Genomic DNA, 24,279 nt, shown 5'->3' with positions numbered 1-24,279 from the left:
CATGGACCGCGAACCGAGCGGACGCCCCCGTCGTGGGAGGATCGGAGGTGCGGGCCGGAGTCGCGCGGACCGGGCCGCGCCGCAGGACGCCGAGGCACGCGCATGAGGGAGCACCGTTGAGCAGGTTGCGCTGGCTGACCGCGGGGGAGTCACACGGCCCCGCACTCGTGGCGACGCTGGAGGGGCTGCCCGCCGGGGTGCCGATCACCACCGACATGGTGGCCGACGCCCTGGCCCGACGGCGGCTCGGCTATGGCCGCGGCGCCCGGATGAAGTTCGAGCGCGACGAGGTCACCTTCCTCGGCGGCGTACGCCACGGGCTGACCCTCGGCTCCCCGGTCGCGATCATGGTCGGCAACACGGAGTGGCCCAAGTGGGAGCAGGTCATGGCCGCCGACCCGGTGGACCCTGAAATCCTCGCGGGAGTCGCCCGTAACGCCCCGCTCACCCGCCCCCGCCCGGGCCACGCCGACCTGGCGGGGATGCAGAAGTACGGCTTTGACGAGGCCCGGCCGGTCCTGGAGCGCGCCAGCGCTCGCGAGACCGCCGCCCGGGTGGCGCTGGGCACCGTCGCCCGCTCCTACCTCAAGGAGACGGCCGGGATCGAGATCGTCTCGCATGTCGTGGAGCTGGCCGCGGCGAAGGCGCCGTACGGCGTCTACCCCGAGCCCTCCGACGTCGAGAGGCTGGACGCCGACCCGGTGCGCTGCCTGGACGGGGGCGCGAGCGAGGCGATGGTGGCCGAGATCGACCAGGCCCACAAGGACGGCGACACGCTCGGCGGCGTCGTCGAGGTGCTCGCCTACGGCGTGCCGGTGGGCCTCGGCTCGCATGTGCACTGGGACCGCAGGCTCGACGCACGGCTGGCCGGCGCGCTGATGGGCATCCAGGCCATCAAGGGCGTCGAGGTCGGCGACGGCTTCGACCTCGCACGGGTGCCCGGCTCCAAGGCCCATGACGAGATCGTCTCCACGGACGAGGGCATCCGGCGCTCCTCGGGCCGCTCCGGCGGCACCGAGGGCGGGCTGACCACCGGCGAACTGCTGCGGGTCCGGGCCGCGATGAAGCCGATCGCGACCGTGCCGCGGGCGCTGGCCACGGTCGATGTGACCACCGGCGAGGCCACCAAGGCCCACCACCAGCGCTCCGATGTATGCGCCGTCCCGGCGGCCGGGATCGTCGCCGAGGCGATGGTCGCGCTGGTGCTGGCGGACGCGGTCGCGGAGAAGTTCGGCGGCGACTCGGTCAACGAGACCCACCGCAATGTCCGGGGCTTCCTCGAGAACCTGGCCATCCGGTGAGCGGCCCGACGGTCGTGCTGGTCGGGCCCATGGGGGTCGGGAAGACCACCGTCGGGCAGGTGCTCGCGGAGCGGCTTGGCACCACCTTCCGCGACACCGACACCGACATCGTGGCGACGGCGGGCAAGGAGATCTCGGAGATCTTCATCGACGAGGGCGAGCCGCACTTCCGCGAGTTGGAGCGGCAGGCGGTGCGGGCCGCCGTCGCCGGACACCGGGGTGTGCTCGCGCTGGGCGGCGGCGCCGTCCTGGACGAGGGCACCCGGGCGCTGCTCACCGGCCTCCCCGTCGTCTTCCTGGAGATGGGCGTCGCCGAGGCCGTCAAGCGCACCGGCCTCGACGCCCCGCGCCCGCTGCTCGCGGTCAATCCCCGCCAGCGCTGGCGCGAGCTGATGGAGCAGCGCCGCCCGCTGTACGCCGAGGTCGCCCGCGCCGTGGTGTCGACCGAGGACCGCACCCCCGAGGACGTGGCCGAGGCCGTCCTGGACGTACTGGAGCTGAAGAACGCATGACACCCCCTGTGGCCGAAACCCCCACGCGCATCCAGGTCGGAGGCACCGCGGGCACCGCGCCGTACGAGGTGCTGATCGGGCGGCAGCTGCTCGGCGAGCTCGGCGGGCTGATCGGCGCGTCGGCGAAGCGCGTCGCCGTGCTGCACCCCGAGGCACTGGCCGAGACCGGTGAGGCGATCCGCCAGGACCTCGCCGAGCAGGGCTACGACGCCATCGCGATCCAGCTGCCCAACGCGGAGGAGGCCAAGACCGCCGAGGTCGCCGCGTACTGCTGGAAGGCGCTCGGCCAGACCGGCTTCACCCGCACCGATGTGATCGTCGGTGTCGGCGGCGGCGCCACCACGGACCTCGCCGGGTTCGTGGCCGCCACCTGGCTGCGCGGTGTGCGCTGGATCGCCGTCCCCACGACCGTGCTCGGCATGGTCGACGCCGCCGTCGGCGGCAAGACCGGGATCAACACTGCCGAGGGCAAGAACCTCGTCGGCGCCTTCCACCCCCCGGCCGGGGTGCTGTGCGATCTGGCCGCGCTGGACTCGCTGCCGGTCAACGACTACGTCAGCGGGCTCGCCGAGGTCATCAAGGCGGGCTTCATCGCCGACCCGGAGATCCTGGAGCTGGTCGAGCGGAACCCGGTCGCCGCCCGTACGCCCGCCGGCCCGCACACCGCCGAGCTCATCGAGCGCTCCATCCGGGTCAAGGCCGAGGTCGTCTCCAGCGACCTCAGGGAGTCGGGACTGCGGGAGATCCTCAACTACGGGCATACGCTGGCCCACGCCATCGAGAAGAACGAGCGCTACAACTGGCGCCATGGCGCGGCCGTCTCCGTGGGCATGGTCTTCGCCGCCGAACTGGGCCGTCTCGCGGGCCGTCTGGACGACGCCACGGCCGACCGGCACCGTACCGTCCTGGAGGCCGTGGGCCTGCCGCTCACCTACCGCGGCGACCAGTGGCCCAAGCTGCTGGAGACCATGAAGGTCGACAAGAAGTCCCGCGGTGACCTGCTGCGCTTCATCGTCCTGGACGGGATCGCCAAGCCCACCGTGCTGGAGGGCCCGGACCCGGCGGTGCTGCTCGCGGCGTACGCCGAGGTCTCCGGCTGACCCGGGCCGCGGCCGTCCTCCGGCGTCACAACCCCGTCATCGCTCTGTCGTCGTGCTGTCGTCGCCTCTGAGGCCCGCGGCCCCGCCTCGGGTGTTCGAACGGCCCCAAGCCCTCCCAGTTGCTGCCCTTGAGGGACGAAATGCCTGGCCGGTGAGGGGCGGCACGGACACGGCGGGTTTGCGGTCCGTTCACACGGCGGAGCTTTGGGCAGGTACCGTTCGGTAGGAGCGGCCTCACCGCCGTATCAGCACCTGACAGTTGTCGGACGAGAACTGCCTGTACGAGACGGAGTGCCACCGGATGCAGCATGCGGGAGCTCCGCTGCCACCGCCCCATCAGCCGGGGCCGGTTCCCGGACCGCAGGGCGCGGGCTGGGCCCAGGGCGCGAGTGCGAGCCATCACCCGGGACCCCACGCCAATCCCCCCGGCCCGCCCTCCCCTCCCGCGGCCGGGCACCCGGTGCCGCCCGCACCGCCTCCGGCGTCCTCCCCACCGGCCCCGCCGCCCGCGCCCCCCGGGGCGCCGCTGGAGACGGTGAACACCACCGGCCATATCCAGCTGCCGCCCGGCGGCCCGGTGCCGCTGCCGCACCCCCCTTCGGACCCCTCGCTCGCCGATGTCTCGCAGGCGGCGGTGGCGGTGCTGCTGATCGGACCGGCCGGGGCGGGCAAGACGACGGTCGCGCGCTACTGGGCGGACCGCCGCCGGGTGCCGACCGCCCACATCAGCCTGGACGACGTGCGGGAGTGGGTCCGGTCCGGCTTCGCCAACCCCCAGTCGGGGTGGAACGAGCACTCCGAGGCGCAGTACCGTCTCGCCCGCCGCACCTGCGGCTTCGCCGCCCGTAACTTCCTGGCCAACGGGATCTCCTGCATCCTCGACGACGCCGTCTTCCCCGACCGCCCGGTCGTCGGGCTCGGCGGCTGGAAGCGCCATGTGGGCCCCGGGCTGCTGCCGGTGGTGGTCCTTCCGGGCCTGGAGATCGTCCTGGAGCGGAACGCGGCCCGCAGCGGCAACCGCCGCCTCAGCGACGAGGAGGTGGCGCGGATCCACGGCCGGATGGCGGGGTGGTACGGCTCCGGCCTGCCCATCATCGACAACTCCACGTATGACGTGGAGACCACGGCCCGCATGCTCGACGAGGTCGTCACCCGCTCCATCGCCTCCCCACCCAGCTGGTAGAACGCACTCGCCACCCGGCTGCTGACCCCCGTCCGGACCCGCTCGACCGGCCGTGCCCGACGGGGCTGCGTACGCTCGGGGACATGTCCGAGGTGTACGCGGCCCGACGTGCCCGACTGCACGATCAGTGCACCGCGGCCGGGAGCGCGGCGGCGCTGGTGTCCCGGCCCGCCAATGTGCGCTATCTGTGCGGCACCGTGCCGTCCGGGGCGGTGCTGCTGCTCGGCCCCGTCCAGGACGTGCTGGTGGCCGCCGAGGTGCCCGCCACGCCGCCGCTCTCCCCGGGCCCGCCGCGCGCCGACGAGCCGCGGCTGCTGGTCCTGCCCGGCGCGGACGGTGACCCTGCGGTGGCCGCCGCCGATCTGGCCGCCGTGGACGGCGCCGAGTCGCTGGCCGTCGAGGAGCACGATCTGACCGTCGCCCGCCATCGGGCGCTCGGTGCCGCCGCCCCCCGCGTCCGCCTCGCCGATCTGGGCCGCGCCGTCGAGCAGTTGAGGCTCATCAAGGACGACGAGGAGATCTCCTGCATGCGGATCGCCGGGGAGCTCGCCGACCAGGCGCTCGGCGAGCTGCTGGAGTCGATCCTGGTGGGCCGCACCGAGCGGCATCTGGCGCTGGAGCTGGAGCGCCGGCTGGTGGACCACGGCGCGGACGGCCCGGCCTTCCCCACCGTGGTCGCGGCGGGGCCCAACGCGGGGCGCCCCGGCCATCTGCCCACCGACCGGAGGGTGGAGGAGGGCGATTTCCTCACCATCTGTCTGGGCGCCGACTACCGCGGCTACCGCTGCCAGGTGGGCCGTACGTTCGTCATCGGGCCCTCGCCCGCGGACTGGCAGGTCGAGCTGTACGATGCCGTCTTCGCCGCTCAGCGGGCCGGGCGGGAGGCGCTGTCGCCGGGCCGGGCGTACCGGGACGTGGACCGGGTGACCCGTCAGGTGCTGGCCGCCGCGGGCTTCGGAGACGGGCTGGAACCGTGCACCGGACACGGTGTGGGCCTGGAAATCGACGAGGACCCTCGGCTCACCCCGTCCGCCATGGGTAAACTGGACGCTTGTGTGCCGGTCACCGTCGAGCCGGGGGTCCACCTCCCGGGCCGGGGCGGTGTCCGGATCGATGACACGCTCGTCGTCCGCCCCGAGGCGGACGGCGGACCCGAGCTACTCACCATCACGACCAAAGAGCTGCTCGCGCTCTAGCGGAACCGGGCGCGCCGGCGGTTCTCTGGTCTCCACCAGCTGCAGTCCAGGAGAACCCGCAACCGTGGCATCCACGAACGACCTCAAGAACGGCATGGTGCTCAAGCTCGACGGCGGCCAGCTGTGGTCCATCGTCGAGTTCCAGCACGTCAAGCCCGGCAAGGGCCCCGCTTTCGTGCGCACCAAGCTCAAGAACGTGCTGTCCGGCAAGGTGGTCGACAAGACCTTCAACGCCGGTGTGAAGGTCGAGACGGCCAATGTCGACAAGCGCGGCATGCAGTTCTCGTACAAGGACGGCGAGAGCTTTGTGTTCATGGACATGGACACCTTTGACCAGATCTACATCACCCCCGAGGTCGTCGGCGACAACGCCCGCTACCTGCTCGAGGGCTTCGAGGCCGTCGTGGCGATGTACGAGGGCAACCCGCTCTACGTCGAGCTGCCCGCCGCCGTCGAGCTGGTGATCGAGTACACCGAGCCGGGCGTCCAGGGTGACCGCTCCACCGGTGGTACCAAGCCCGCCAAGCTGGAGACCGGCTACGAGATCGGCGTGCCCCTCTTCATCACCACCGGTGAGAAGATCAAGGTCGACACCCGCTCCGGTGAGTACCTCGGTCGGGTGAACAACTAACCGTGGCTGCCCGCAACAAGGCCCGTAAGCGTGCCTTCCAGATCCTCTTCGAGGCAGATCAGCGCGGCAGCACCGTGCAGACCGTGCTGGCGGACTGGATCCGGCTCGCCCGGACCGACGACAGGCAGCCGCCGGTCAGCGAATACACGATGCAGCTCGTCGAGGGATACGCCCAGCACATCGACCGGATCGACGAGCTGATCGCCACCTACGCGGTGGGCTGGACGCTGGACCGGATGCCGGTCGTCGACCGGAACATCCTGCGGCTGGGCGCGTATGAGCTGGTGTGGGAGGACGCGACCCCGGACGCGGTGGTGATTGACGAGGCGGTGCAGCTCGCCAAGGAGTTCTCCACCGATGACTCGCCCGCCTTCGTCAACGGCCTGCTGGGCCGGATCAAGGAGCTGAAGCCGAGTCTGCGTCGTGAGCAGGAGCCCCGGGAGCACCAGGCATAGCCGCGTTCATCACCCGACAAAGCCGCCGGGGGCGGTGGAGGACCCTGCTGGGCTCCACTGCCCCCGGCGGCACGTTTCTGCTGGGTTCTGCTGGTGAACGGGGAAAAAGGGACTCAGACGTCTTCGTGCTGGACCGCGCGGCGGGCGTCGGCGCCCAACACGCCCCAGCTGATCAGCTGTTCGGTCAGCACGGACGGCGACTGGTCATAGATGACGGCGAGGGTGCGCAGATCGTCCTGACGGATCGAGAGCACCTTGCCGTTGTAGTCACCACGCTGGCTCTGGATCGTGGCGGCGTACCGCTGGAGCGGGCCCGCCTTCTCGACCGGCACATGGGCCAGTCGCTCCAGGTCCAGTACCAGCTTCGGCGGCGGCTCGGCGGCCCCGGCCGGGCTTGTGCCCGGAAGCAGCTCCTGCACCGGGACGCCGTAGAAGTCGGCCAGCTCGGCGAGACGCTGCACGGTCACGGCGCGGTCGCCGCGCTCGTACGATCCCACCACCACGGCCTTCCAGCGGCCCTGGGACTTCTCCTCGACACCGTGGAGGGAGAGGCCCTGCTGGGTGCGGATGGCGCGGAGCTTGGCCCCGAGCTGTTTGGCGTATTCGCTGGACATAAAGCTCCCCGGACGCTGTATCGACGTGCGGCTGTGCCGCGCGGCTGGTCACTCACTGTGAGGTTACGCAGCGTAATTTCCATTCGTCAAGCCGAATGGAGCGTAGGGGCTCCGGCCAGGGGTGTTGACGGGGCCGGTCCGAACCCCTGCTAGTGTGAATGGCGCAAATCCGACCGTCCTTTAAGGTCCGTCCCGTGAGGCGGAGAAGGAGGTCCGTTTCGTATGGACGCCCGTACCACGGACGCCGCGCGCCCCGTGCTGGAAGCACCGGACATCGCGCGCGTTCTCACCCGCATCGCCCATGAGATCGTCGAGCGCGCCAAGGGCGCCGATGACGTGGTGCTGCTCGGCATTCCCACCCGTGGTGTCTTTCTCGCCCGGCGGCTGGCCGCCCGGCTCGAAGAGATCACCGGCAAGCCAGGCCGGATCCCGGTCGGCTCACTCGACATCACGATGTACCGCGACGACCTGAGGCTGCGCCCGGCCCGCGCACTCGCCCGCACCGAGATCCCCGACGACGGCGTCGACGGCCGCCTGGTGGTCCTCGTGGACGATGTGCTCTTCTCCGGCCGCACCATCCGCGCCGCCCTCGACGCCCTCGGGGACATCGGGCGGCCGCGCGCGGTCCAGCTCGCGGTCCTCGTCGACCGGGGCCACCGGGAACTGCCGATCCGCGCCGACTACGTCGGCAAGAACCTCCCCACGTCGCTGCGGGAGACGGTCAAGGTCCAGCTCACCGAGGAGGACGGCCGCGACAGCGTGCTCCTCGGGCTGCGCGAGACCACCCCCGCGGACGGGAAGTAGCGCCCCTCACCGACGGCGGGTGCCGCCCCGGCGACCCCGGGGGAACCCGCCCGACGGACCACCGGTGCCGCCCGGCCACCGGCCCCCGCGCCTGCCCGCCCGCACGCCCGCACACCTCCTTCACCCACGGAGCAACCGGATGAAGCGCCACCTCATCTCGGCCGCCGATCTCTCGCGCGACGACGCCGTCCTGATCCTCGACACCGCCGAGGAGCTGGCCCGGCTCGCCGACCGGCCGATCAAGAAACTGCCGACCCTGCGCGGCCGTACCGTCGTCAACCTCTTCTTCGAGGACTCCACCCGCACCCGCATCTCGTTCGAGGCCGCCGCCAAGCGGCTCTCCGCCGACGTGATCAACTTCTCCGCCAAGGGGTCCTCGGTCTCCAAGGGCGAGTCCCTCAAGGACACCGCGCTCACCCTGGAGGCGATGGGCGCCGACGCCGTGGTGATCCGCCACCACGCCTCCGGCGCCCCGCACCGGCTGGCCACCTCCGGCTGGATCAACGGCGCCGTGGTGAACGCGGGCGACGGCACCCATGAGCACCCCACCCAGGCCCTGCTCGACGCCTTCACCGTCCGCCGCCATCTGAGCCCGGAGGCCTCCGGCGTCGGACAGGACCTGGCCGGGCGCCGGATCACCATCGTCGGCGACGTCCTGCACAGCCGGGTGGCCCGGTCCAACGTCCACCTGCTGTCCACCCTCGGCGCCGAGGTCACCCTGGTCGCCCCGCCGACGCTGGTCCCCTTCGGCGTGGAGAGCTGGCCCTGCGAGGTCTCCTACGACCTGGACGCGGTGGTCGGCAAGAGCGACGCGGTGATGATGCTGCGCGTCCAGCGCGAGCGCATGAACGCCGCGTTCTTCCCCACCGAGCGCGAGTACGCCCGCCGCTACGGCCTCGACGGCGACCGCATGGCGCGGATGCCCGAGCACGCCATCGTGATGCACCCCGGCCCCATGAACCGCGGCATGGAGATCACCGCTGATGTCGCGGACTCCGACCGCTGCACCGCCGTCGAGCAGGTCGCCAACGGTGTGTCGATCCGCATGGCCGTCCTGTATCTGCTGCTCGGCGGGAACGAGTCCGCCGTCGCCGCCCGCCCCGAGGAGAGCAAGTGACCATGAGCGACACCCACAAGACGCTGCTGCGCGGGGCGAAGCCGCTCGGCGGTGAGCCGCACGACGTGCTGATCGAGGGCGAGCGCATCGCGGCGGTCGGCACCGGCCTCGGCGCGGACGGCGCCACCGTGATCGACGCCACCGGGCAGATCCTGCTGCCGGGCCTGGTCGACCTCCACACCCATCTGCGCGAGCCCGGCCGGGAGGACTCCGAGACGGTCCTCACCGGCACCCGGGCCGCCGCGACCGGCGGCTTCACCGCCGTCCACGCCATGGCCAACACCTTCCCCGTGGCCGACACCGCGGGCGTCGTCGAGCAGGTGTGGCGGCTGGGCAAGGAGTCCGGCTACTGCGACGTCCAGCCCATCGGGGCGGTGACCGTGGGCCTGGAGGGCAAGAAGCTCGCCGAGCTTGGCGCGATGCACGACTCCGCGGCCGGGGTGCGGGTCTTCTCCGACGACGGCAAGTGCGTGGACGACGCCGTGATCATGCGCCGGGCCCTGGAGTACGTGAAGGCGTTCGACGGCGTCATCGCCCAGCACGCCCAGGAGCCCCGCCTCACCGAGGGCGCCCAGATGAACGAGGGCGTCGTCTCCGCCGAGCTGGGCCTGGGCGGCTGGCCGGCCGTCGCCGAAGAGTCGATCATCGCCCGCGATGTACTGCTCGCCGCCCACGTCGGTTCCCGGGTGCACATCTGCCACCTGTCCACCGCGGGCTCGGTCGAGATCGTCCGCTGGGCCAAGTCCAAGGGCTGGCAGGTCACCGCCGAGGTCACCCCGCACCACCTGCTGCTCACCGACGAGCTCGTACGCTCCTACGACCCCGTCTACAAGGTGAACCCGCCGCTGCGCACCGAGGCCGATGTGATGGCGCTCCGCGAGGCGCTGGCCGACGGCACCATCGACTGTGTGGCCACCGACCACGCCCCCCACCCCCACGAGGACAAGGACTGCGAGTGGGGCGCGGCGGCCATGGGCATGGTGGGCCTGGAGACGGCGCTGTCCGTGGTCCAGCACACCATGGTGGACACCGGGCTGCTGGACTGGACGGGCGTCGCCGACCGGATGTCGGTACGCCCCTCGGCCATCGGCCGCCTGACCGGCCACGGCCGTCCCCTAGCCGCCGGAGAGCCCGCCAACCTCACCCTGCTCGACTCCGCCTACCGTGGTGTGGTGAACCCCGCGGGCTTCGCCTCCCGCAGCCGCAACACCCCCTACAAGGGCCGTGAACTGCCGGGCCGCGTGACGCACACCTTCCTGCGGGGCAGGGCGACGGTTGTGGACGGGAAGCTGGCGTGAGGACTCCGAGTCATCCGGTGGCGGGCCTCGCGGAATTCGCGGGCCTCGCGGCCGAGCAGAAATCGCAGGACGTGACGGACTGGGCCGCCCGGGTCGGCTGGGTCGTCGGACTGCTGCTGGTCATCGCGCTGGTCTACTGGCTGATGCGCGAGGGCTGGAAGTGGCGCGGCACCCTCCAGGGCGACCTCCCCGAGCTGCCCCAGGCCCCGGCCGAGCCCGGCGAGCCCAAGCTCTCGATGAGCGGCCGCTACCACGGCTCCACCACCGCCGGGCAGTGGCTGGACCGGATCGTCGCCCATGGCCTCGGCACCCGCAGCAGGGCGGAGCTCACCCTCACCGACCGGGGTGTCAGCGTCGTACGGCCGGGCGCGCGGGACTTCTTCATCCCCGCCACCGAGCTGCGCGGCGCCCGGCTCGACAAGGGCATCGCGGGCAAGGTCCTCGCCGAGGGCGGACTGCTGGTGGTCACCTGGAGCCACGGTGACCGGCTGATCGACTCCGGCTTCCGCTCCGACCGCGCGGCCGAGCACCCGGCCTGGGTCGAGGCCCTGGCCGTCAAGAACACCGAGCACAACCAGGAAGGCGCACGATGACGACCTCCACCCGGGGCTCCGGCGCCCCCGCAGTCCTCGTCCTGGAGGACGGCCGCACCTTCCGCGGCCGGGCCTACGGGGCCGTGGGGGAGACCTTCGGCGAGGCCGTGTTCTCCACCGGGATGACCGGTTACCAGGAGACCCTGACCGACCCCTCCTACCACCGCCAGGTCGTCGTGATGACCGCCCCGCACATCGGGAACACCGGCGTCAACGACGAGGACCCGGAGTCCAAGCGGATCTGGGTCTCCGGCTATGTGGTGCGCGACCCGGCCCGTACGCCCTCCAACTGGCGCTCCCGCCGCTCGCTCGACGAGGAGCTCAGCGCCCAGGGCGTCGTCGGCATCAGCGGGATCGACACCCGCGCCCTCACCCGCCACCTGCGCGAGCGCGGCGCCATGCGCGTGGGCATCTTCTCCGGCGCGGCGCTCGCCGACGAGGCCGCGCTGCTGGCCAAGGTGCGGGCGGCCCCCCAGATGAAGGGCGCCGACCTCAGCGGCGAGGTGGCCACCGGGGAGGCGTACGTCGTCCCGGCGGTCGGCACCAGGAGGTTCACCGTCGCCGCGATCGACCTGGGCATCAAGGGCATGACCCCGCAGCGGATGGCCGAGCGCGGCATCGAGGTGCACGTCCTGCCCGCGACCGCCACCGCCGAGGACGTCTACGCGGTGAACCCGGACGGGGTCTTCTTCTCCAACGGGCCCGGCGACCCGGCCGCCGCCGACCACCCCGTCTCCCTGATGCGGGCCGTCCTCGAGCGCTCCACGCCGCTGTTCGGCATCTGCTTCGGCAACCAGATCCTCGGCCGTGCGCTCGGCTTCGGCACCTTCAAGCTGAAGTACGGCCACCGCGGGATCAACCAGCCGGTGCAGGACCGCACCACCGGCAAGGTGGAGGTCACCGCCCACAACCACGGCTTCGCCGTGGACGCCCCGCTCGACGCGCCGTCCGACACCCCCTTCGGCCGCGCCGAGGTCTCCCACGTCTGCCTCAACGACAACGTGGTCGAGGGGCTGCGGCTGCTCGACCGCCCCGCGTTCAGCGTCCAGTACCACCCCGAAGCCGCCGCCGGTCCGCATGACGCCGCGTACCTGTTCGACCGCTTCGTGTCCCTGATGGAGGGCCAGCGTGCCTAAGCGCACCGACATCCAGTCCGTTCTGGTCATCGGCTCCGGCCCGATCGTCATCGGCCAGGCCGCCGAGTTCGACTACTCCGGCACCCAGGCGTGCCGGGTGCTGAAGGCCGAGGGCCTGCGGGTCATCCTGGTCAACTCCAACCCGGCCACGATCATGACGGACCCGGAGATCGCCGACGCCACCTATGTCGAGCCGATCACCCCGGAGTACGTCGAGAAGATCATCGCCAAGGAGCGGCCCGACGCGCTGCTGCCCACCCTCGGCGGCCAGACCGCGCTCAACACCGCCATCTCGCTGCACGAGGCGGGCACCCTCGACGAGTACGGCGTCGAGCTGATCGGCGCCAATGTCCAGGCGATCCACAAGGGCGAGGACCGCGACCAGTTCAAGGAGGTCGTGGAGGCCGTCCGGGCCAAGATCGGCCACGGAGAGTCCGCCCGCTCGGTCATCTGCCACTCCATGGACGACGTCCTCGCGGGCGTCCAGCAGCTCGGCGGCTACCCCGTGGTGGTCCGCCCCTCCTTCACCATGGGCGGCGCGGGCTCCGGCTTCGCCCACGACGAGGACGAGCTGCGCCGTATCGCGGGCCAGGGCCTGACCCTCTCGCCGACCACCGAGGTGCTGCTGGAGGAGTCCATCCTCGGCTGGAAGGAGTACGAGCTGGAGCTGATGCGCGACCGCAACGACAATGTCGTGGTCGTCTGCTCCATCGAGAACTTCGACCCCATGGGCGTGCACACCGGTGACTCGATCACCGTGGCCCCGGCGATGACGCTCACCGACCGCGAGTACCAGATCCTGCGGGACATCGGCATCGCCGTCATCCGCGAGGTCGGCGTCGACACCGGCGGCTGCAACATCCAGTTCGCGGTCAACCCCGAGGACGGCCGGGTCATCGTCATCGAGATGAACCCGCGCGTCTCCCGCTCCTCGGCGCTCGCCTCCAAGGCCACCGGCTTCCCCATCGCCAAGATCGCCGCGAAGCTGGCCGTCGGCCACACCCTGGACGAGATCCCCAACGACATCACCCAGGAGACCCCGGCGTCCTTCGAGCCCACGCTCGACTACGTCGTGGTCAAGGTGCCGCGCTTCGCCTTCGAGAAGTTCCCGGCCGCCGACGCCCGGCTCACCACCACCATGAAGTCGGTCGGCGAGGCCATGGCCATCGGCCGCAACTTCACCGAGGCCCTGCAGAAGGCGCTGCGCTCGCTGGAGAAGAAGGGCAGCCAGTTCGACTTCACCGGGGACCCCGGGAAGAAGTCCGAGCTGCTTCAGGCGGCCGTCGTCCCCACCGACGGGCGGATCAACACCGTGATGCGGGCCATCCGCGCCGGGGCCACCCCCGAGGAGGTCTTCGACGCCACGAAGATCGACCCGTGGTTCGTGGACCAGCTCTTCCTGATCAAGGAGATCGCGGACGAGATCGCCGCCGCCGACAAGCTCGGCCCCGAACTGCTCGCCGAGGCCAAGCGGCACGGCTTCTCCGACGCCCAGATCGCCGGGATCCGCTCGCTGCGCGAGGACGTGGTCCGCGAGGTGCGGCACGCGCTGGGCATCCGGCCGGTCTACAAGACGGTCGACACCTGCGCGGCCGAGTTCGCCGCCAGGACCCCGTACTTCTACTCCTCCTACGACGAGGAGTCCGAGGTCGCCCCGCGCCAGACCCCCGCGGTGATCATCCTCGGCTCGGGCCCCAACCGCATCGGCCAGGGTATCGAGTTCGACTACTCCTGCGTCCACGCCTCCTTCGCGCTGCATGACGCCGGCTACGAGACCGTCATGGTCAACTGCAACCCGGAGACCGTCTCCACCGACTACGACACCTCCGACCGGCTCTACTTCGAGCCGCTGACCCTGGAGGACGTACTGGAGATCGTCCACGCCGAACAGCAGGCGGGCCCGGTCGCCGGAGTGATCGTCCAGCTCGGCGGCCAGACCCCGCTGGGCCTGGCCCAGGCGCTCAAGGACAACGGTGTGCCGATCGTCGGCACCTCGCCCGAGGCGATCAACCTCGCCGAGGAGCGCGGTGCCTTCGGCCGGGTGCTGCGCGATGCCGGGCTGCCCGCGCCCAAGTACGGCACCGCCTTCTCCTTCGAGCAGGCCAAGGGCATCGCCGCCGAGATCGGCTATCCGGTCATGGTCCGCCCCTCCTACGTACTCGGCGGCCGCGGCATGGAGATCGTCTACGACGAGCCCTCGCTCGCCGCGTACCTGGAGCGGCACGCCGGGCTGATCTCCGAGCACCCCGTGCTGATCGACCGCTTCCTCGACGACGCCATAGAAATCGACGTGGACGCGCTCTACGACGGCGAGGAGCTTTACCTCGGCGGCGTCATGGAGCACATCGAGGAGGCCGGGATCCACTCCGGCGACTCGGCCTGCGCCCTGCCCCCGATCACCCTCGGCGGCTTCGACATCAAGCGGCTGCGCGCCTCGACCGAGGCCATCGCGCGCGGGGTGGGCGTTCGCGGGCTGATCAACATCCAGTTCGCGATGGCCGGGGACATCCTCTACGTACTGGAGGCCAACCCGCGCGCCTCCCGTACCGTCCCCTTCACCTCCAAGGCCACCGCCGTCCCCCTGGCCAAGGCCGCCGCCCGGATCTCGCTGGGCGCCACCATCGCCGAGCTGCGCGCCGAGGGGCTGCTGCCCTCCGGCGGCGACGGCGGCACACTGCCGATGGACGCGCCGATCTCCGTCAAGGAGGCCGTGATGCCGTGGAGCCGGTTCCGGGACGCCTCCGGGCGCGGGGTGGACACCATCCTCGGCCCGGAGATGCGCTCCACCGGCGAGGTCATGGGCATCGACTCGGTCTTCGGCTCGGCCTACGCCAAGTCGCAGGCCGGGGCGTACGGCGCGCTGCCGACCAAGGGGCGCGCGTTCGTCTCCGTCGCCAACCGCGACAAGCGCTCGATGATCTTCCCGGCCCGGGAGCTGGTCGGCCTCGGCTTCGAGCTGCTGGCCACCTCGGGCACCGCGGAGGTGCTCAAGCGCAACGGGATCAACGCGACCGTGGTGCGCAAGCACAGCGAGGGCGAGGGCCCGAACGGCGAGAAGACCATCGTCCAGCTCATCCACCAGGGCGAGGTCGACCTGATCGTCAACACCCCGTACGGCACCGGCGGCCGGCTCGACGGCTACGACATCCGTACGGCGTCCGTCGCCCGCGGCGTCCCGTGCCTGACCACCGTCCAGGCGCTCGCCGCCGCAGTCCAGGGCATCGAGGCGCTGGGCCGGGGCGCGGTCGGTGTCCGATCGCTCCAGGAACACGCGGAACATCTGACCGCCGCCCGCGAGGAGTGAGGCGAGGGAGGGGGACACCGGCCGGTGTCCCCCTCTTCCTTCTCTTCCTTCATGAACCGACCGTTCTCCTCATGAACCCACCGCTCTTCATGAGCCCATGTCCTCGCCCTCCGGCAGAAAGCCCCTCATGTACGCCCTCCTCTTCCGTCTGATCTTCCGGCGCATGGACCCCGAGAAGGCCCATCACCTGGCCTTCTCCTGGATCCGGCTGGCCGCCCGCGTCCCCGTCCTGCGGACCTTCGCCGCCGCCGTCCTCGCCCCCCGCCACCCGGCGTTGCGCACCGAGGCGCTGGGCCTGCGGATGCACGGGCCCTTCGGGCTCGCCGCCGGATTCGACAAGAACGCCGCCGGGATCGACGGCATGGCGATGCTGGGCTTCGACCACGTCGAGATCGGCACCGTCACCGCCCAGCCGCAGCCCGGCAACCCCAAGCGGCGGCTCTTCCGGCTGGTCGCCGACCGCGCCCTGATCAACCGGATGGGCTTCAACAACGAGGGCTCGGCGGCGGTCGCGGCCCGGCTCGCGGCCCGGCGCCCGGCCTTCCGCACGACGGTCGGCGTCAACATCGGCAAGTCCAAGGTCGTCCCGGAGGCGGAGGCCGTCGCCGACTATGTGACGTCCACCGAGCGGCTGGCCGCCCACGCCGACTACCTCGTCGTCAACGTCTCCTCGCCCAATACCCCCGGACTGCGGAACCTCCAGGCCGTGGATCATCTGCGGCCGCTGCTGACCGCGGTCCGCGAGGCCGCGGACCGTACGGTCACCGATCGCAAGGTGCCACTTCTGGTCAAAATCGCGCCGGATCTCGCCGACGAGGACGTGGACGCGGTCGCCGATCTGGCGGTCGAGCTCGGCCTGGACGGCATCATCGCCACGAACACCACCATCGCGCGCGACGGCCTCGGCCTCACCTCCCCCGCCCGGCTCACCGCCGAGACCGGCGGCCTGTCCGGCGCCCCCCTGAAGGCGCGCTCCCTGGAGGTGCTGCGCCGCCTGTACGCCCGGGTGGGGGACCGGCTGACCCTGGTCGGCGTGGGCGGGATCGAGACCGCTGACGACGCCTGGGAGCGCGTCCTCGCGGGGGCGACGCTGGTCCAGGGCTACAGCGCGCTCATCTACCGCGGGCCGTTCTGGGCCCGCGAGATCCACCGCGGTCTCGCCGCCCGGCTGGCCGCGAGCCCGTACGCCACGCTGGCCGATGCGGTCGGTGCGGAAGCCGCCTAGCCGGGTGGGGGCTCCGCCCCCACGCCCCCGCCGGGGCTCCGCCCCCGACCCCGCTCCTCAATCGCCGGAGGGGCTGAATTTCCTGAGGAGAGACCGATGACGACACCCGCACCCACCCCCTTCGGCACCCGCTTGCGCGCCGCCATGGACGCCCGCGGCCCGCTGTGCGTCGGCATCGACCCGCACGCCTCCCTGCTCGCCGACTGGGGCCTGGGGGACGATGTGGCCGGTCTGGAGCGGTTCACCCGGACCGTCGTGGACGCCCTCGCCGGGCGGGTGGCCGTCCTCAAGCCGCAGTCGGCCTTCTTCGAGCGGTTCGGCTCCCGCGGCATCGCGGTGCTGGAGCGGGCCGTCGCCGACGCCCGCGCCGCCGGGGCGCTGGTGCTGATGGACGCCAAGCGCGGCGACATCGGCTCGACCATGGCCGCGTACGCCTCCGCCTATCTGGATCCGGCCGGGCCGCTCTTCTCTGACGCGGTCACCGTCAGCCCCTACCTCGGCTTCGGCTCGCTGCGCCCGGCGCTGGACGCGGCGCGGGCGGCGGGGGCGGGCGTCTTCGCGCTGGCGCTGACCTCCAACCCGGAGGGCGCCGAGGTGCAGCACGCGGTACGGCCCGACGGGACGACCGTGGCGGCCACCGTGCTGGCCGCGCTCAAGGCCGAGAACGCGGCTGAGGCCGCCGAGGGGCGTCTCGGCTCGTACGGGGCCGTCGTGGGGGCCACGCTCGGCGGCACCGCGCGGCGGCTGGGCGCCGATCTGGCGATCGACGGGCCGCTGCTCGCCCCCGGCATCGGGGCCCAGGGCGCGACCCCCGCCGACCTTCCGGCGGTCTTCGGCGCGGCGGTGCGAAATGTCGTTCCGAGCGTCAGCCGGGGGGTGCTCCGGCACGGTCCGAACGCCGCGTCGCTGGTCGCGGCGGCCTCCCGAATGGCTGACGAAGTGGGTGCCGTGGCCGAATAACCCGGCCTCTTTGTCCGTAAATGTCCAAGTCGAGCGAGTCTGACCAGGACTTTTCGTCTGTTCTCGCTGACTGGAGCGGGATCGGCCGCTAGTCTCCGACGAGAGCGAACGCGCGCTGCGTTGCGCGTTGCTCCCCAGGTGAGGGGCGACTAGGTTCCTCACCGGTCCATATCCGACAGTTCGACATCCGAGGTGACGTAGGCGTGGCTCTTCCGCCCCTTACCCCTGAACAGCGCGCAGCCGCGCTAGAAAAGGCCGCCGCGGCTCGCCGGGAGCGCGCCGAGGTCAAGAATCGACTCAAGCACTCCGGCGCCTCCCTGCACGAGGTCATCAAGCAGGGCCAGGAGAACGATGTCATCGGCAAGATGAAGGTGTCCGCTCTCCTCGAGTCCCTGCCCGGCGTCGGCAAGGTCCGCGCCAAGCAGATCATGGAGCGGCTCGGCATCTCCGAGAGCCGCCGGGTGCGGGGTCTGGGCTCCAACCAGATCGCGTCGCTCGAGCGCGAGTTCGGCGGCGCCGCCGGCTGATCCGGCCCGGCGTTTCCAGGCACTCCCGGGAACCTGGATAATCGCTCCATGGCAGCACACTCCGCACGACCGCGTCTGACCGTGCTCTCCGGCCCCTCAGGGGTCGGCAAGAGCACGGTCGTCGCTCATATGCGCAAGGAACACCCCGAGGTCTGGCTCTCGGTCTCGGCCACGACCCGGCGACCGCGCCCCGGCGAGCGGGACGGCGTCCACTACTTCTTCGTGGACGACGGGGAGTTCGACAAGCTCATAGCCAATGGTGAGCTGCTGGAGTGGGCCGAATTCGCGGGCAATCGCTACGGCACCCCGCGCGAGGCGGTCATGGACCGCCTCGACGCGGGCGAGCCGGTGCTGCTGGAGATCGATCTGCAGGGCGCACGGCAGATCCGCGAGTCCATGCCGGAGGCGCAGCTGGTCTTCCTCGCGCCGCCGAGCTGGGAGGAGCTGGTGCGCCGGCTCACCGGCCGGGGCACCGAGGCGCCCGCGGTGATCGAGCGGCGGCTGGAGGCCGCGCGGACCGAGCTGGCCGCCGAGTCAGAGTTCGATGTGACCTTGGTCAATACCTCCGTCCAGGAGGTCGCCAACGAGCTGCTAGCCTTGATGCGAGTGGCTTGATCTTCGATTCATGCTTGATCTTCGATTCACTCTTGCCATCAGGCGACACTAAGGAAGGCTAGAGAGTGTCCTCTCCCATGACCGCGCCCGAGGGGATCATCAACCCTCCGATTGATGAGCTGCTCGAGGCCACCGACTCCAAGTACAGCCTGGTGATCTACGCGGCCAAGCGCGCGCGGCAGATCAACGCGTACTACTCCCAGCTCGGTGAGGGCCTGCTCGAGTACGTCGGCCCCCTCGTGGACACCCACGTCCACGAGAAGCCCCTCTCGATCGCGCTCCGCGAGATCAACGCGGGCCTGCTGACCTCCGAGGCCATCGAGGGCCCGGCCCAGTAGGTTTCCCGGCGGGTTCCCGGATCGAGCAGGTCTTCGGATCGAGCGGGTTTCGGATCGCTTCACCACCGGCCCGGCAGCACTGCCGGGCCCGTGGTGTGTCATGGGTACGTGAGCCGACCCGGCGTACCGTGACTGGACGTAACGCCCGACGCGGCATACGACGTACCCGGTGGGGAGCCGAGCGATGGACAAGCCCGAGGTGGTCCTGGGCGTCAGTGGCGGGATCGCCGCCTACAAGGCGTGTGAGCTGCTGCGCCGCCTCACCGAGTCCGGCCATGACGTACGGGTCGTGCCGACCGCCTCGGCGCTGCACTTCATCGGCGAGGCGACCTGGTCGGCGCTGTCCGGACATCCGGCGACGACCGAGGTCTGGGAGTCCGTCCACGAGGTGCCCCACGTCCGCATCGGCCAGTCCGCCGATCTGGTCGTGATCGCCCCCGCCACCGCCGATCTGCTCGCCAAGGCCGCCCACGGCCTGGCGGACGACCTGCTCACCAATACGCTGCTCACCGCGCGCTGTCCGGTCGTCTTCGCGCCCGCGATGCACACCGAGATGTGGGAGCACCCCGCCACCCAGGAGAACGTGGCGACGCTGCGCCGCCGCGGCGCCGTCGTCATCGAACCCGCCGTGGGGCGGCTCACCGGTGTGGACACCGGCAAGGGGCGACTGCCGGACCCCGGGGAGATCTTCGAGGTCTGCCGCCGGGTGCTGGCCCGCGGCACCGCGGCGCTCACCGCCGATCTGGCCGGCCGCCATGTCGTGGTCAGCGCCGGGGGCACCCGCGAGCCGCTGGACCCGGTGCGCTTCCTCGGCAACCGCTCCACCGGCCGCCAGGGGTACGCCCTGGCCCGTGCCGCCGTCGCCCGGGGCGCCCGGGTGACGCTCGTCTCGGCCAACAGCGAGCTGCCCGACCCGGCCGGGGCCGATGTGGTGCGCGCGGGCACCACCGCACAGTTGCGGGAGGCCGTGCTCAAGGCCGCCGCGGACGCCGACGCAGTGGTGATGGCCGCCGCCGTCGCCGATTTCCGCCCCGCGCGGTACGCCGAGGGGAAGATCAAGAAACGTGAGGGCCAGGAGCCCGAACCGCTTGACCTGGTGCGGAATCCGGACATCCTCGCCGAGATCTCCGCGGAGCGCGCCCGCTCCGGCCAGATCGTGGTCGGCTTCGCCGCCGAGACCGACGATGTGCTCGCCAACGGCCGCGCGAAGCTGGCCCGCAAGGGCTGCGATCTGCTGGTGGTGAACGAGGTCGGCGAGCACAAGACCTTCGGCGCCGAGACCAACGAGGCCGTGGTGCTCGGCGCCGACGGCACCGAGACGCCCGTGCCGTACGGCCCCAAGGGCGCGCTCGCGGACACGGTCTGGGACCTGGTGGTCCGCCGCCTGGGGTGAGCGCGGATCCGGAGCCGCGCCGGGACCGCTCTGGTTTCTCCGTCGCGTCTTGTCGCTTCTCGTCGCGTCTTGTCGCGGCGACCTCTCGCCGTGCTCAACTGGGGCGGGACGCGGCCGATCGGGCTCATGACACATCCCTGTCACGGCGGGGTGGGGCTGTATTTCGGCTTGAGGCAAGGTATGTTCCCGGTCACGGGCCTGCCCGTTCTGTGGGACGGGGATGCTTGACCGGCGGATGTGCCGGATAAACTGGCCCAGGAACCGCGACGGGCGCAGCCCCCGGGCGGTCCCGACCATGATCAGCCAGCAGCCGCTGCAACCCCAGGGAGCGATGTGTCCCGCCGCCTGTTCACCTCGGAATCTGTGACCGAGGGCCACCCTGACAAGATCGCTGACCAGATCAGCGACACCATTCTCGACGCCCTTCTGCGGGAGGACCCGCACTCCCGGGTCGCGGTCGAGACCTTGATCACTACCGGACTGGTCCATGTGGCCGGTGAGGTGACGACCAAGGCGTACGCCCCGATCGCGACGCTCGTGCGGAACAAGATCCTCGACATCGGCTACGACTCGTCGAAGAAGGGCTTCGACGGCGCCTCCTGCGGTGTCTCGGTGTCGATCGGCTCACAGTCCCCGGACATCGCCCAGGGTGTGGACTCCGCCTATGAGCTCCGGGTCGAGGGCGACGAGGACGAGCTGGACAAGCAGGGCGCGGGCGACCAGGGCCTGATGTTCGGGTACGCCTGCGACGAGACGCCCGAGCTGATGCCGCTGCCGATCAACCTGGCGCACCGGCTCTCCCGCCGGCTGTCCGACGTCCGCAAGAACGGGACCATCCCCTATCTGCGCCCGGACGGCAAGACCCAGGTCACCATCGAGTACGACGGCCACAAGGCGGTCCGCCTGGACACCGTCGTCGTCTCCTCCCAGCACGCCTCCGACATCGACCTGGACTCGCTGCTGGCGCCCGACATCCGGGAATTCGTCGTCGAGCACGTGCTGAACGAGCTGGTCGAGGACGGCATCAAGCTCGACACCGAGGGCTACCGCCTGCTGGTCAACCCGACCGGCCGCTTCGAGATCGGCGGCCCGATGGGCGACGCGGGGCTCACCGGCCGCAAGATCATCATCGACACCTACGGCGGCATGTCCCGCCACGGCGGCGGCGCCTTCTCCGGCAAGGACCCCTCCAAGGTCGACCGCTCCGCCGCCTACGCCATGCGCTGGGTCGCCAAGAACGTGGTGGCCGCGGGCCTCGCCCAGCGCTGCGAGGTGCAGGTCGCGTACGCCATCGGCAAGGCCGAGCCGGTCGGCCTCTTCGTCGAGACCTTCGGCACGGCGGCGGTCGACGCCGAGAAGATCGAGAAGGCCATCTCCGAGGTCTTCGACCTCCGCCCGGCCGCGATCATCCGCGACCTCGACCTGCTCCGCCCGATCTACGCCCAGACCGCGGCGTACGGCCACTTCGGCCGTGAGCACGCCGACTTCACCTGGGAGCGCACCGACCGCGTCGACGCCCTCCGCGCGGCGGCGGGCCTGTAGGCTCCGGCTCGATCCACGGACCTGGACGAAGGCCCGGACGCCCCTTGCGGGGTCCGGGCCTTCGCCAGCGTCCGTGTCCGTGCGGTCTGCTAAGACTTGAGCTGTGAGCGGGGACAACGAGCGGCCGAAGGATCCGGCGGAGGCGTCGGAGGGGGAGCAGCTCGCGTTCATTCGGGAGACGGTGCGCAAGGCCAAGGTGCCCAAGGCCAAGCCGCGGACCTGGCGGGGGGCGGCGCTGGCGGCGGAGCGGCCGGTGGCGCGGGTGCTGGTCGACAAGGGGCCGGTCCACCTCGACAAGCTGTGGGACTACGCGGTGCCGGCCGAGATGGACGCCGAGGCCCGGCCCGGGGTGCGGGTGCGGGTGCGGTTCGGGGCCGGGGCGGGGAAGGTGCGGGAGGGGCGGCGCGAGGGGGGCGGGCTGCTCGACGGGTACATCATCGAGCGCGTCGCCGAGTCCGACTACCGGGGCCCGCTGGCCGCCGTCGCGCAGGTGGTCTCCACGGAGCAGGTGCTGGGGCCGGGGCTGCTGGCGCTGTGCCGGGCGGTCGCCGACCGGTACGCAGGGTCGCTCGCCGATGTGCTCCAACTGGCGCTGCCCAAGCGCAACGTCCGGGCCGAGGGCGAGCCGTCGCCGCCGCCGCTGCCCCCGCCGGAGCCGCCCGCGCCCGGGAGCTGGGCGCGCTATCCGGCCGGGCCCGGGTTCCTGGAGGCGCTGGCGCGCGGGGACCGGCCGCGTGCCGTGTGGACCGCGCTGCCCGGGCCGCACTGGCCCCGGGAGTGGGCCACCGCCGTGGCCGCCACGCTCGCGTCCGGGCGCGGGGCGCTCGTCGTCGTGCCCGACGGGCGGACCGCCGAGCGGGTGGACGCGGCGCTCAAGGAGGCGCTCGGCGGCCCGGGGCGGCATGTGCTGCTCACCGCCGACCTCGGGCCCGAGGAGCGCTACCGCCGCTGGCTGGCGGTCAGCCGGGGCTCGGTGCGGGCGGTGGTGGGCACCCGGGCGGCGATGTTCGCACCGGTCAGGGACCTCGGGCTGGTGGGGATCTGGGACGACGGGGACCGCAGCCACAGCGACGACCGGCTGCCGCAGCCGCACGCCCGCGATGTGCTGCTGCTGCGCGCCGTCCAGGAGAAGACCGGCTTTCTGCTGGGCGACCTGGGCCGCACCGTCGAGGCCGCCCAGCTGGTGGAGAACGGCTGGGCCCGCCCGCTCGAGGCCGACCGCGAGCGGGTCCGCGCGGCCGCCCCGCTGATCCGTACGGTCGACGAGGGCGAGGTCGCCCGGGACGCGGAGGCCCGCGCCGCCCGGCTGCCCACGCTCGCCTGGCAGACCGTACGGGAGGCGCTGACCCGGGGCCCGGTGCTGGTGCAGGTGCCGCGCCGCGGCTATGTGCCGAGGCTCGCCTGTGAGCGCTGCCGGGAGCCCGCGCGCTGTGCGCACTGCTCGGGCCCCCTGGAGGCGCGGGACGCGGACCATCTGGTGTGTGGATGGTGCGGGCGGGACGAGCCCGCCTGGCACTGCCGCGAATGCGGGGGCGTCCGGCTGCGCGCGTCCGTCGTCGGTGCCCGGCGCACCGCCGAGGAACTGGGCCGCGCCTTTCCGTCCGTGCCCGTCCGCACCTCGGGTCGTGACCATGTGCTGATGTCCGTACCCGACCGTCCGGCGCTCATCGTGAGCACACCGGGCGCCGAACCGGTCGCGGAGGGCGGCTACGCCGCGGCGCTGCTGCTCGACGGCTGGGCGCTGCTCGGCCGCCCCGATCTGCGCGCGGGCGAGGACGCGCTGCGCCACTGGCTGGAGGCGGCCTCACTGGTCCGCGGCCACGGGGAGGAGGGGGACGACGGCGGGGGCGGCCTGGTGGTGATCATGGCCGAGCCGACGCTGCGGCCCGTCCAGGCGCTGGTGCGCTGGGACCCGGCCGGTTACGCGGCGCGCGAGCTGGCCGAGCGGTCCGATCTGGGCTTTCCGCCGATCTCCCGGATGGCGGCCGTGACCGGCCCCGCGGAGGCGGTGGCCGAGCTGATCGCCTCGACCCGGCTCCCCGAGGGTGCCGAGACCCTGGGGCCGGTCCCGCTGCCCCCGCCGCCTCCCGGTCGCCCGCGCCGCCCCGGGGACCCGCCCGCGGGGGAGGTCTGGGAGCGCGCCCTGCTACGGGTCCGGCCCGGCCAGGGCAGCGCCCTCGCGGCGGCCCTCAAGGAGGCGAAGGCCCGCCGGCTGGCCCGGGGGGACAGGGATCCCGCGGTGCGGGTGGATCCCCTGGACATTGGGTGAGCCCGGAGGCGTGGCGCATGCGGTGGCTCGGGTCCTCCGGCCGGTGGCGCTTTCCAGCAGCGGCGGTTGGGGGAGGACCGGGTCCCTAAACCGGGTAATTCGGGTGGATCGGGCCCCTAGAGGGACGGCCGGGGGCTCGGGAAGGCGCTGGGGCGGGGGTCCTCGC

22 protein-coding genes are annotated in these 24,279 nt (G+C 72.0%); 21 read left to right on the top strand and 1 reads right to left on the bottom strand.

Going from position 1 to position 24,279, the window contains the following annotated elements:
- The first annotated feature begins 116 nt into the window (after window positions 1–116).
- The 7 genes from aroC to nusB all read left to right on the top strand — a co-directional run bounded on the left by aroC (window position 117) and on the right by nusB (window position 6,378).
- Window positions 117–1,301, top strand: coding sequence for a chorismate synthase (gene aroC, locus VT50_RS14305; protein ID WP_046087720.1), 1,185 nt, complete (start codon window positions 117–119; stop codon window positions 1,299–1,301).
- Complete coding sequence (locus VT50_RS14300; RefSeq protein ID WP_046087721.1) at window positions 1,298–1,813, top strand: shikimate kinase; 516 nt, start codon at window positions 1,298–1,300, stop codon at window positions 1,811–1,813. Before aroC ends, VT50_RS14300 begins: the two co-directional genes overlap by 4 nt.
- A gap of 8 nt (window positions 1,814–1,821) precedes the next feature.
- Window positions 1,822–2,913 (top strand): 3-dehydroquinate synthase, encoded by a 1,092-nt coding sequence (gene aroB, locus VT50_RS14295; RefSeq protein WP_046087722.1) that lies wholly within the window; start codon window positions 1,822–1,824, stop codon window positions 2,911–2,913.
- Between the two features lie 301 nt (window positions 2,914–3,214).
- A complete protein-coding gene (locus tag VT50_RS14290; protein ID WP_046087743.1) occupies window positions 3,215–4,096 on the top strand; it encodes a Pro-rich N-terminal domain-containing protein in 882 nt (293 codons plus the stop codon).
- 83 nt (window positions 4,097–4,179) lie between these two features.
- Window positions 4,180–5,292 (top strand): aminopeptidase P family protein, encoded by a 1,113-nt coding sequence (locus VT50_RS14285; RefSeq protein WP_046087723.1) that lies wholly within the window; start codon window positions 4,180–4,182, stop codon window positions 5,290–5,292.
- 64 nt (window positions 5,293–5,356) lie between these two features.
- A complete protein-coding gene (gene efp, locus VT50_RS14280) occupies window positions 5,357–5,923 on the top strand; it encodes an elongation factor P (protein WP_046087724.1) in 567 nt (188 codons plus the stop codon).
- Window positions 5,924–5,925: 2 nt separating this feature from the next.
- Window positions 5,926–6,378, top strand: coding sequence for a transcription antitermination factor NusB (nusB, locus tag VT50_RS14275; RefSeq protein ID WP_046087725.1), 453 nt, complete (start codon window positions 5,926–5,928; stop codon window positions 6,376–6,378).
- 113 nt (window positions 6,379–6,491) lie between these two features.
- On the opposite strand, the gene bldD is transcribed toward nusB, so the two are convergent.
- Entirely contained in the window at window positions 6,492–6,992 is a 501-nt protein-coding gene (gene bldD, locus VT50_RS14270) for a transcriptional regulator BldD (protein ID WP_014056259.1), read from the bottom strand.
- Between the two features lie 222 nt (window positions 6,993–7,214).
- Between bldD and pyrR the strand changes: the two genes are divergently transcribed.
- The 14 genes from pyrR (at window position 7,215) to VT50_RS14200 (ending at window position 24,113) form a co-directional block, all read left to right on the top strand.
- Complete coding sequence (gene pyrR / locus VT50_RS14265) at window positions 7,215–7,796, top strand: bifunctional pyr operon transcriptional regulator/uracil phosphoribosyltransferase PyrR (protein ID WP_046087726.1); 582 nt, start codon at window positions 7,215–7,217, stop codon at window positions 7,794–7,796.
- 139 nt (window positions 7,797–7,935) lie between these two features.
- Window positions 7,936–8,913, top strand: a complete 978-nt coding sequence (locus VT50_RS14260; protein WP_046087727.1) for an aspartate carbamoyltransferase catalytic subunit — start codon at window positions 7,936–7,938, stop codon at window positions 8,911–8,913.
- A gap of 2 nt (window positions 8,914–8,915) precedes the next feature.
- Window positions 8,916–10,211 (top strand): dihydroorotase, encoded by a 1,296-nt coding sequence (locus VT50_RS14255; protein ID WP_046087728.1) that lies wholly within the window; start codon window positions 8,916–8,918, stop codon window positions 10,209–10,211.
- Entirely contained in the window at window positions 10,208–10,804 is a 597-nt protein-coding gene (locus VT50_RS14250) for a PH-like domain-containing protein (protein WP_206269409.1), read from the top strand. Before VT50_RS14255 ends, VT50_RS14250 begins: the two co-directional genes overlap by 4 nt.
- Window positions 10,801–11,940 (top strand): glutamine-hydrolyzing carbamoyl-phosphate synthase small subunit, encoded by a 1,140-nt coding sequence (gene carA / locus VT50_RS14245; RefSeq protein ID WP_046087730.1) that lies wholly within the window; start codon window positions 10,801–10,803, stop codon window positions 11,938–11,940. Before VT50_RS14250 ends, carA begins: the two co-directional genes overlap by 4 nt.
- Window positions 11,933–15,244 carry a carbamoyl-phosphate synthase large subunit gene (gene carB / locus VT50_RS14240; protein ID WP_046087731.1) on the top strand — a complete coding sequence of 1,104 codons (3,312 nt, stop codon included), beginning with the start codon at window positions 11,933–11,935 and terminating at the stop codon, window positions 15,242–15,244. Before carA ends, carB begins: the two co-directional genes overlap by 8 nt.
- Before the next feature lie 127 nt (window positions 15,245–15,371).
- On the top strand, window positions 15,372–16,469 hold the full coding sequence (locus VT50_RS14235; protein ID WP_046087732.1) for a quinone-dependent dihydroorotate dehydrogenase: 1,098 nt from the start codon (window positions 15,372–15,374) through the stop codon (window positions 16,467–16,469).
- Window positions 16,470–16,565: 96 nt separating this feature from the next.
- Entirely contained in the window at window positions 16,566–17,429 is an 864-nt protein-coding gene (pyrF, locus tag VT50_RS14230) for an orotidine-5'-phosphate decarboxylase (protein ID WP_046087733.1), read from the top strand.
- Window positions 17,430–17,632: 203 nt separating this feature from the next.
- Window positions 17,633–17,956, top strand: a complete 324-nt coding sequence (locus tag VT50_RS14225; protein ID WP_009713618.1) for an integration host factor — start codon at window positions 17,633–17,635, stop codon at window positions 17,954–17,956.
- A gap of 48 nt (window positions 17,957–18,004) precedes the next feature.
- Window positions 18,005–18,571 (top strand): guanylate kinase, encoded by a 567-nt coding sequence (gmk, locus tag VT50_RS14220; RefSeq protein ID WP_063893232.1) that lies wholly within the window; start codon window positions 18,005–18,007, stop codon window positions 18,569–18,571.
- 77 nt (window positions 18,572–18,648) lie between these two features.
- Window positions 18,649–18,909, top strand: coding sequence for a DNA-directed RNA polymerase subunit omega (gene rpoZ / locus VT50_RS14215; RefSeq protein WP_020867048.1), 261 nt, complete (start codon window positions 18,649–18,651; stop codon window positions 18,907–18,909).
- 184 nt (window positions 18,910–19,093) lie between these two features.
- Entirely contained in the window at window positions 19,094–20,302 is a 1,209-nt protein-coding gene (coaBC, locus tag VT50_RS14210; protein ID WP_046087735.1) for a bifunctional phosphopantothenoylcysteine decarboxylase/phosphopantothenate--cysteine ligase CoaBC, read from the top strand.
- 333 nt (window positions 20,303–20,635) lie between these two features.
- Window positions 20,636–21,844 carry a methionine adenosyltransferase gene (metK, locus tag VT50_RS14205; protein WP_046087736.1) on the top strand — a complete coding sequence of 403 codons (1,209 nt, stop codon included), beginning with the start codon at window positions 20,636–20,638 and terminating at the stop codon, window positions 21,842–21,844.
- A 103-nt stretch (window positions 21,845–21,947) separates the two neighbouring features.
- Complete coding sequence (locus VT50_RS14200; protein WP_079343832.1) at window positions 21,948–24,113, top strand: primosomal protein N'; 2,166 nt, start codon at window positions 21,948–21,950, stop codon at window positions 24,111–24,113.
- Window positions 24,114–24,279: the final 166 nt, after the last annotated feature.

Source organism: Streptomyces antioxidans, assembly GCF_000968685.2.
Classification (GTDB): domain Bacteria; phylum Actinomycetota; class Actinomycetes; order Streptomycetales; family Streptomycetaceae; genus Streptomyces; species Streptomyces antioxidans.
Note: the sequence above shows the minus strand (reverse complement) of the source record. Positions and strands in the feature narration are given on the sequence as shown.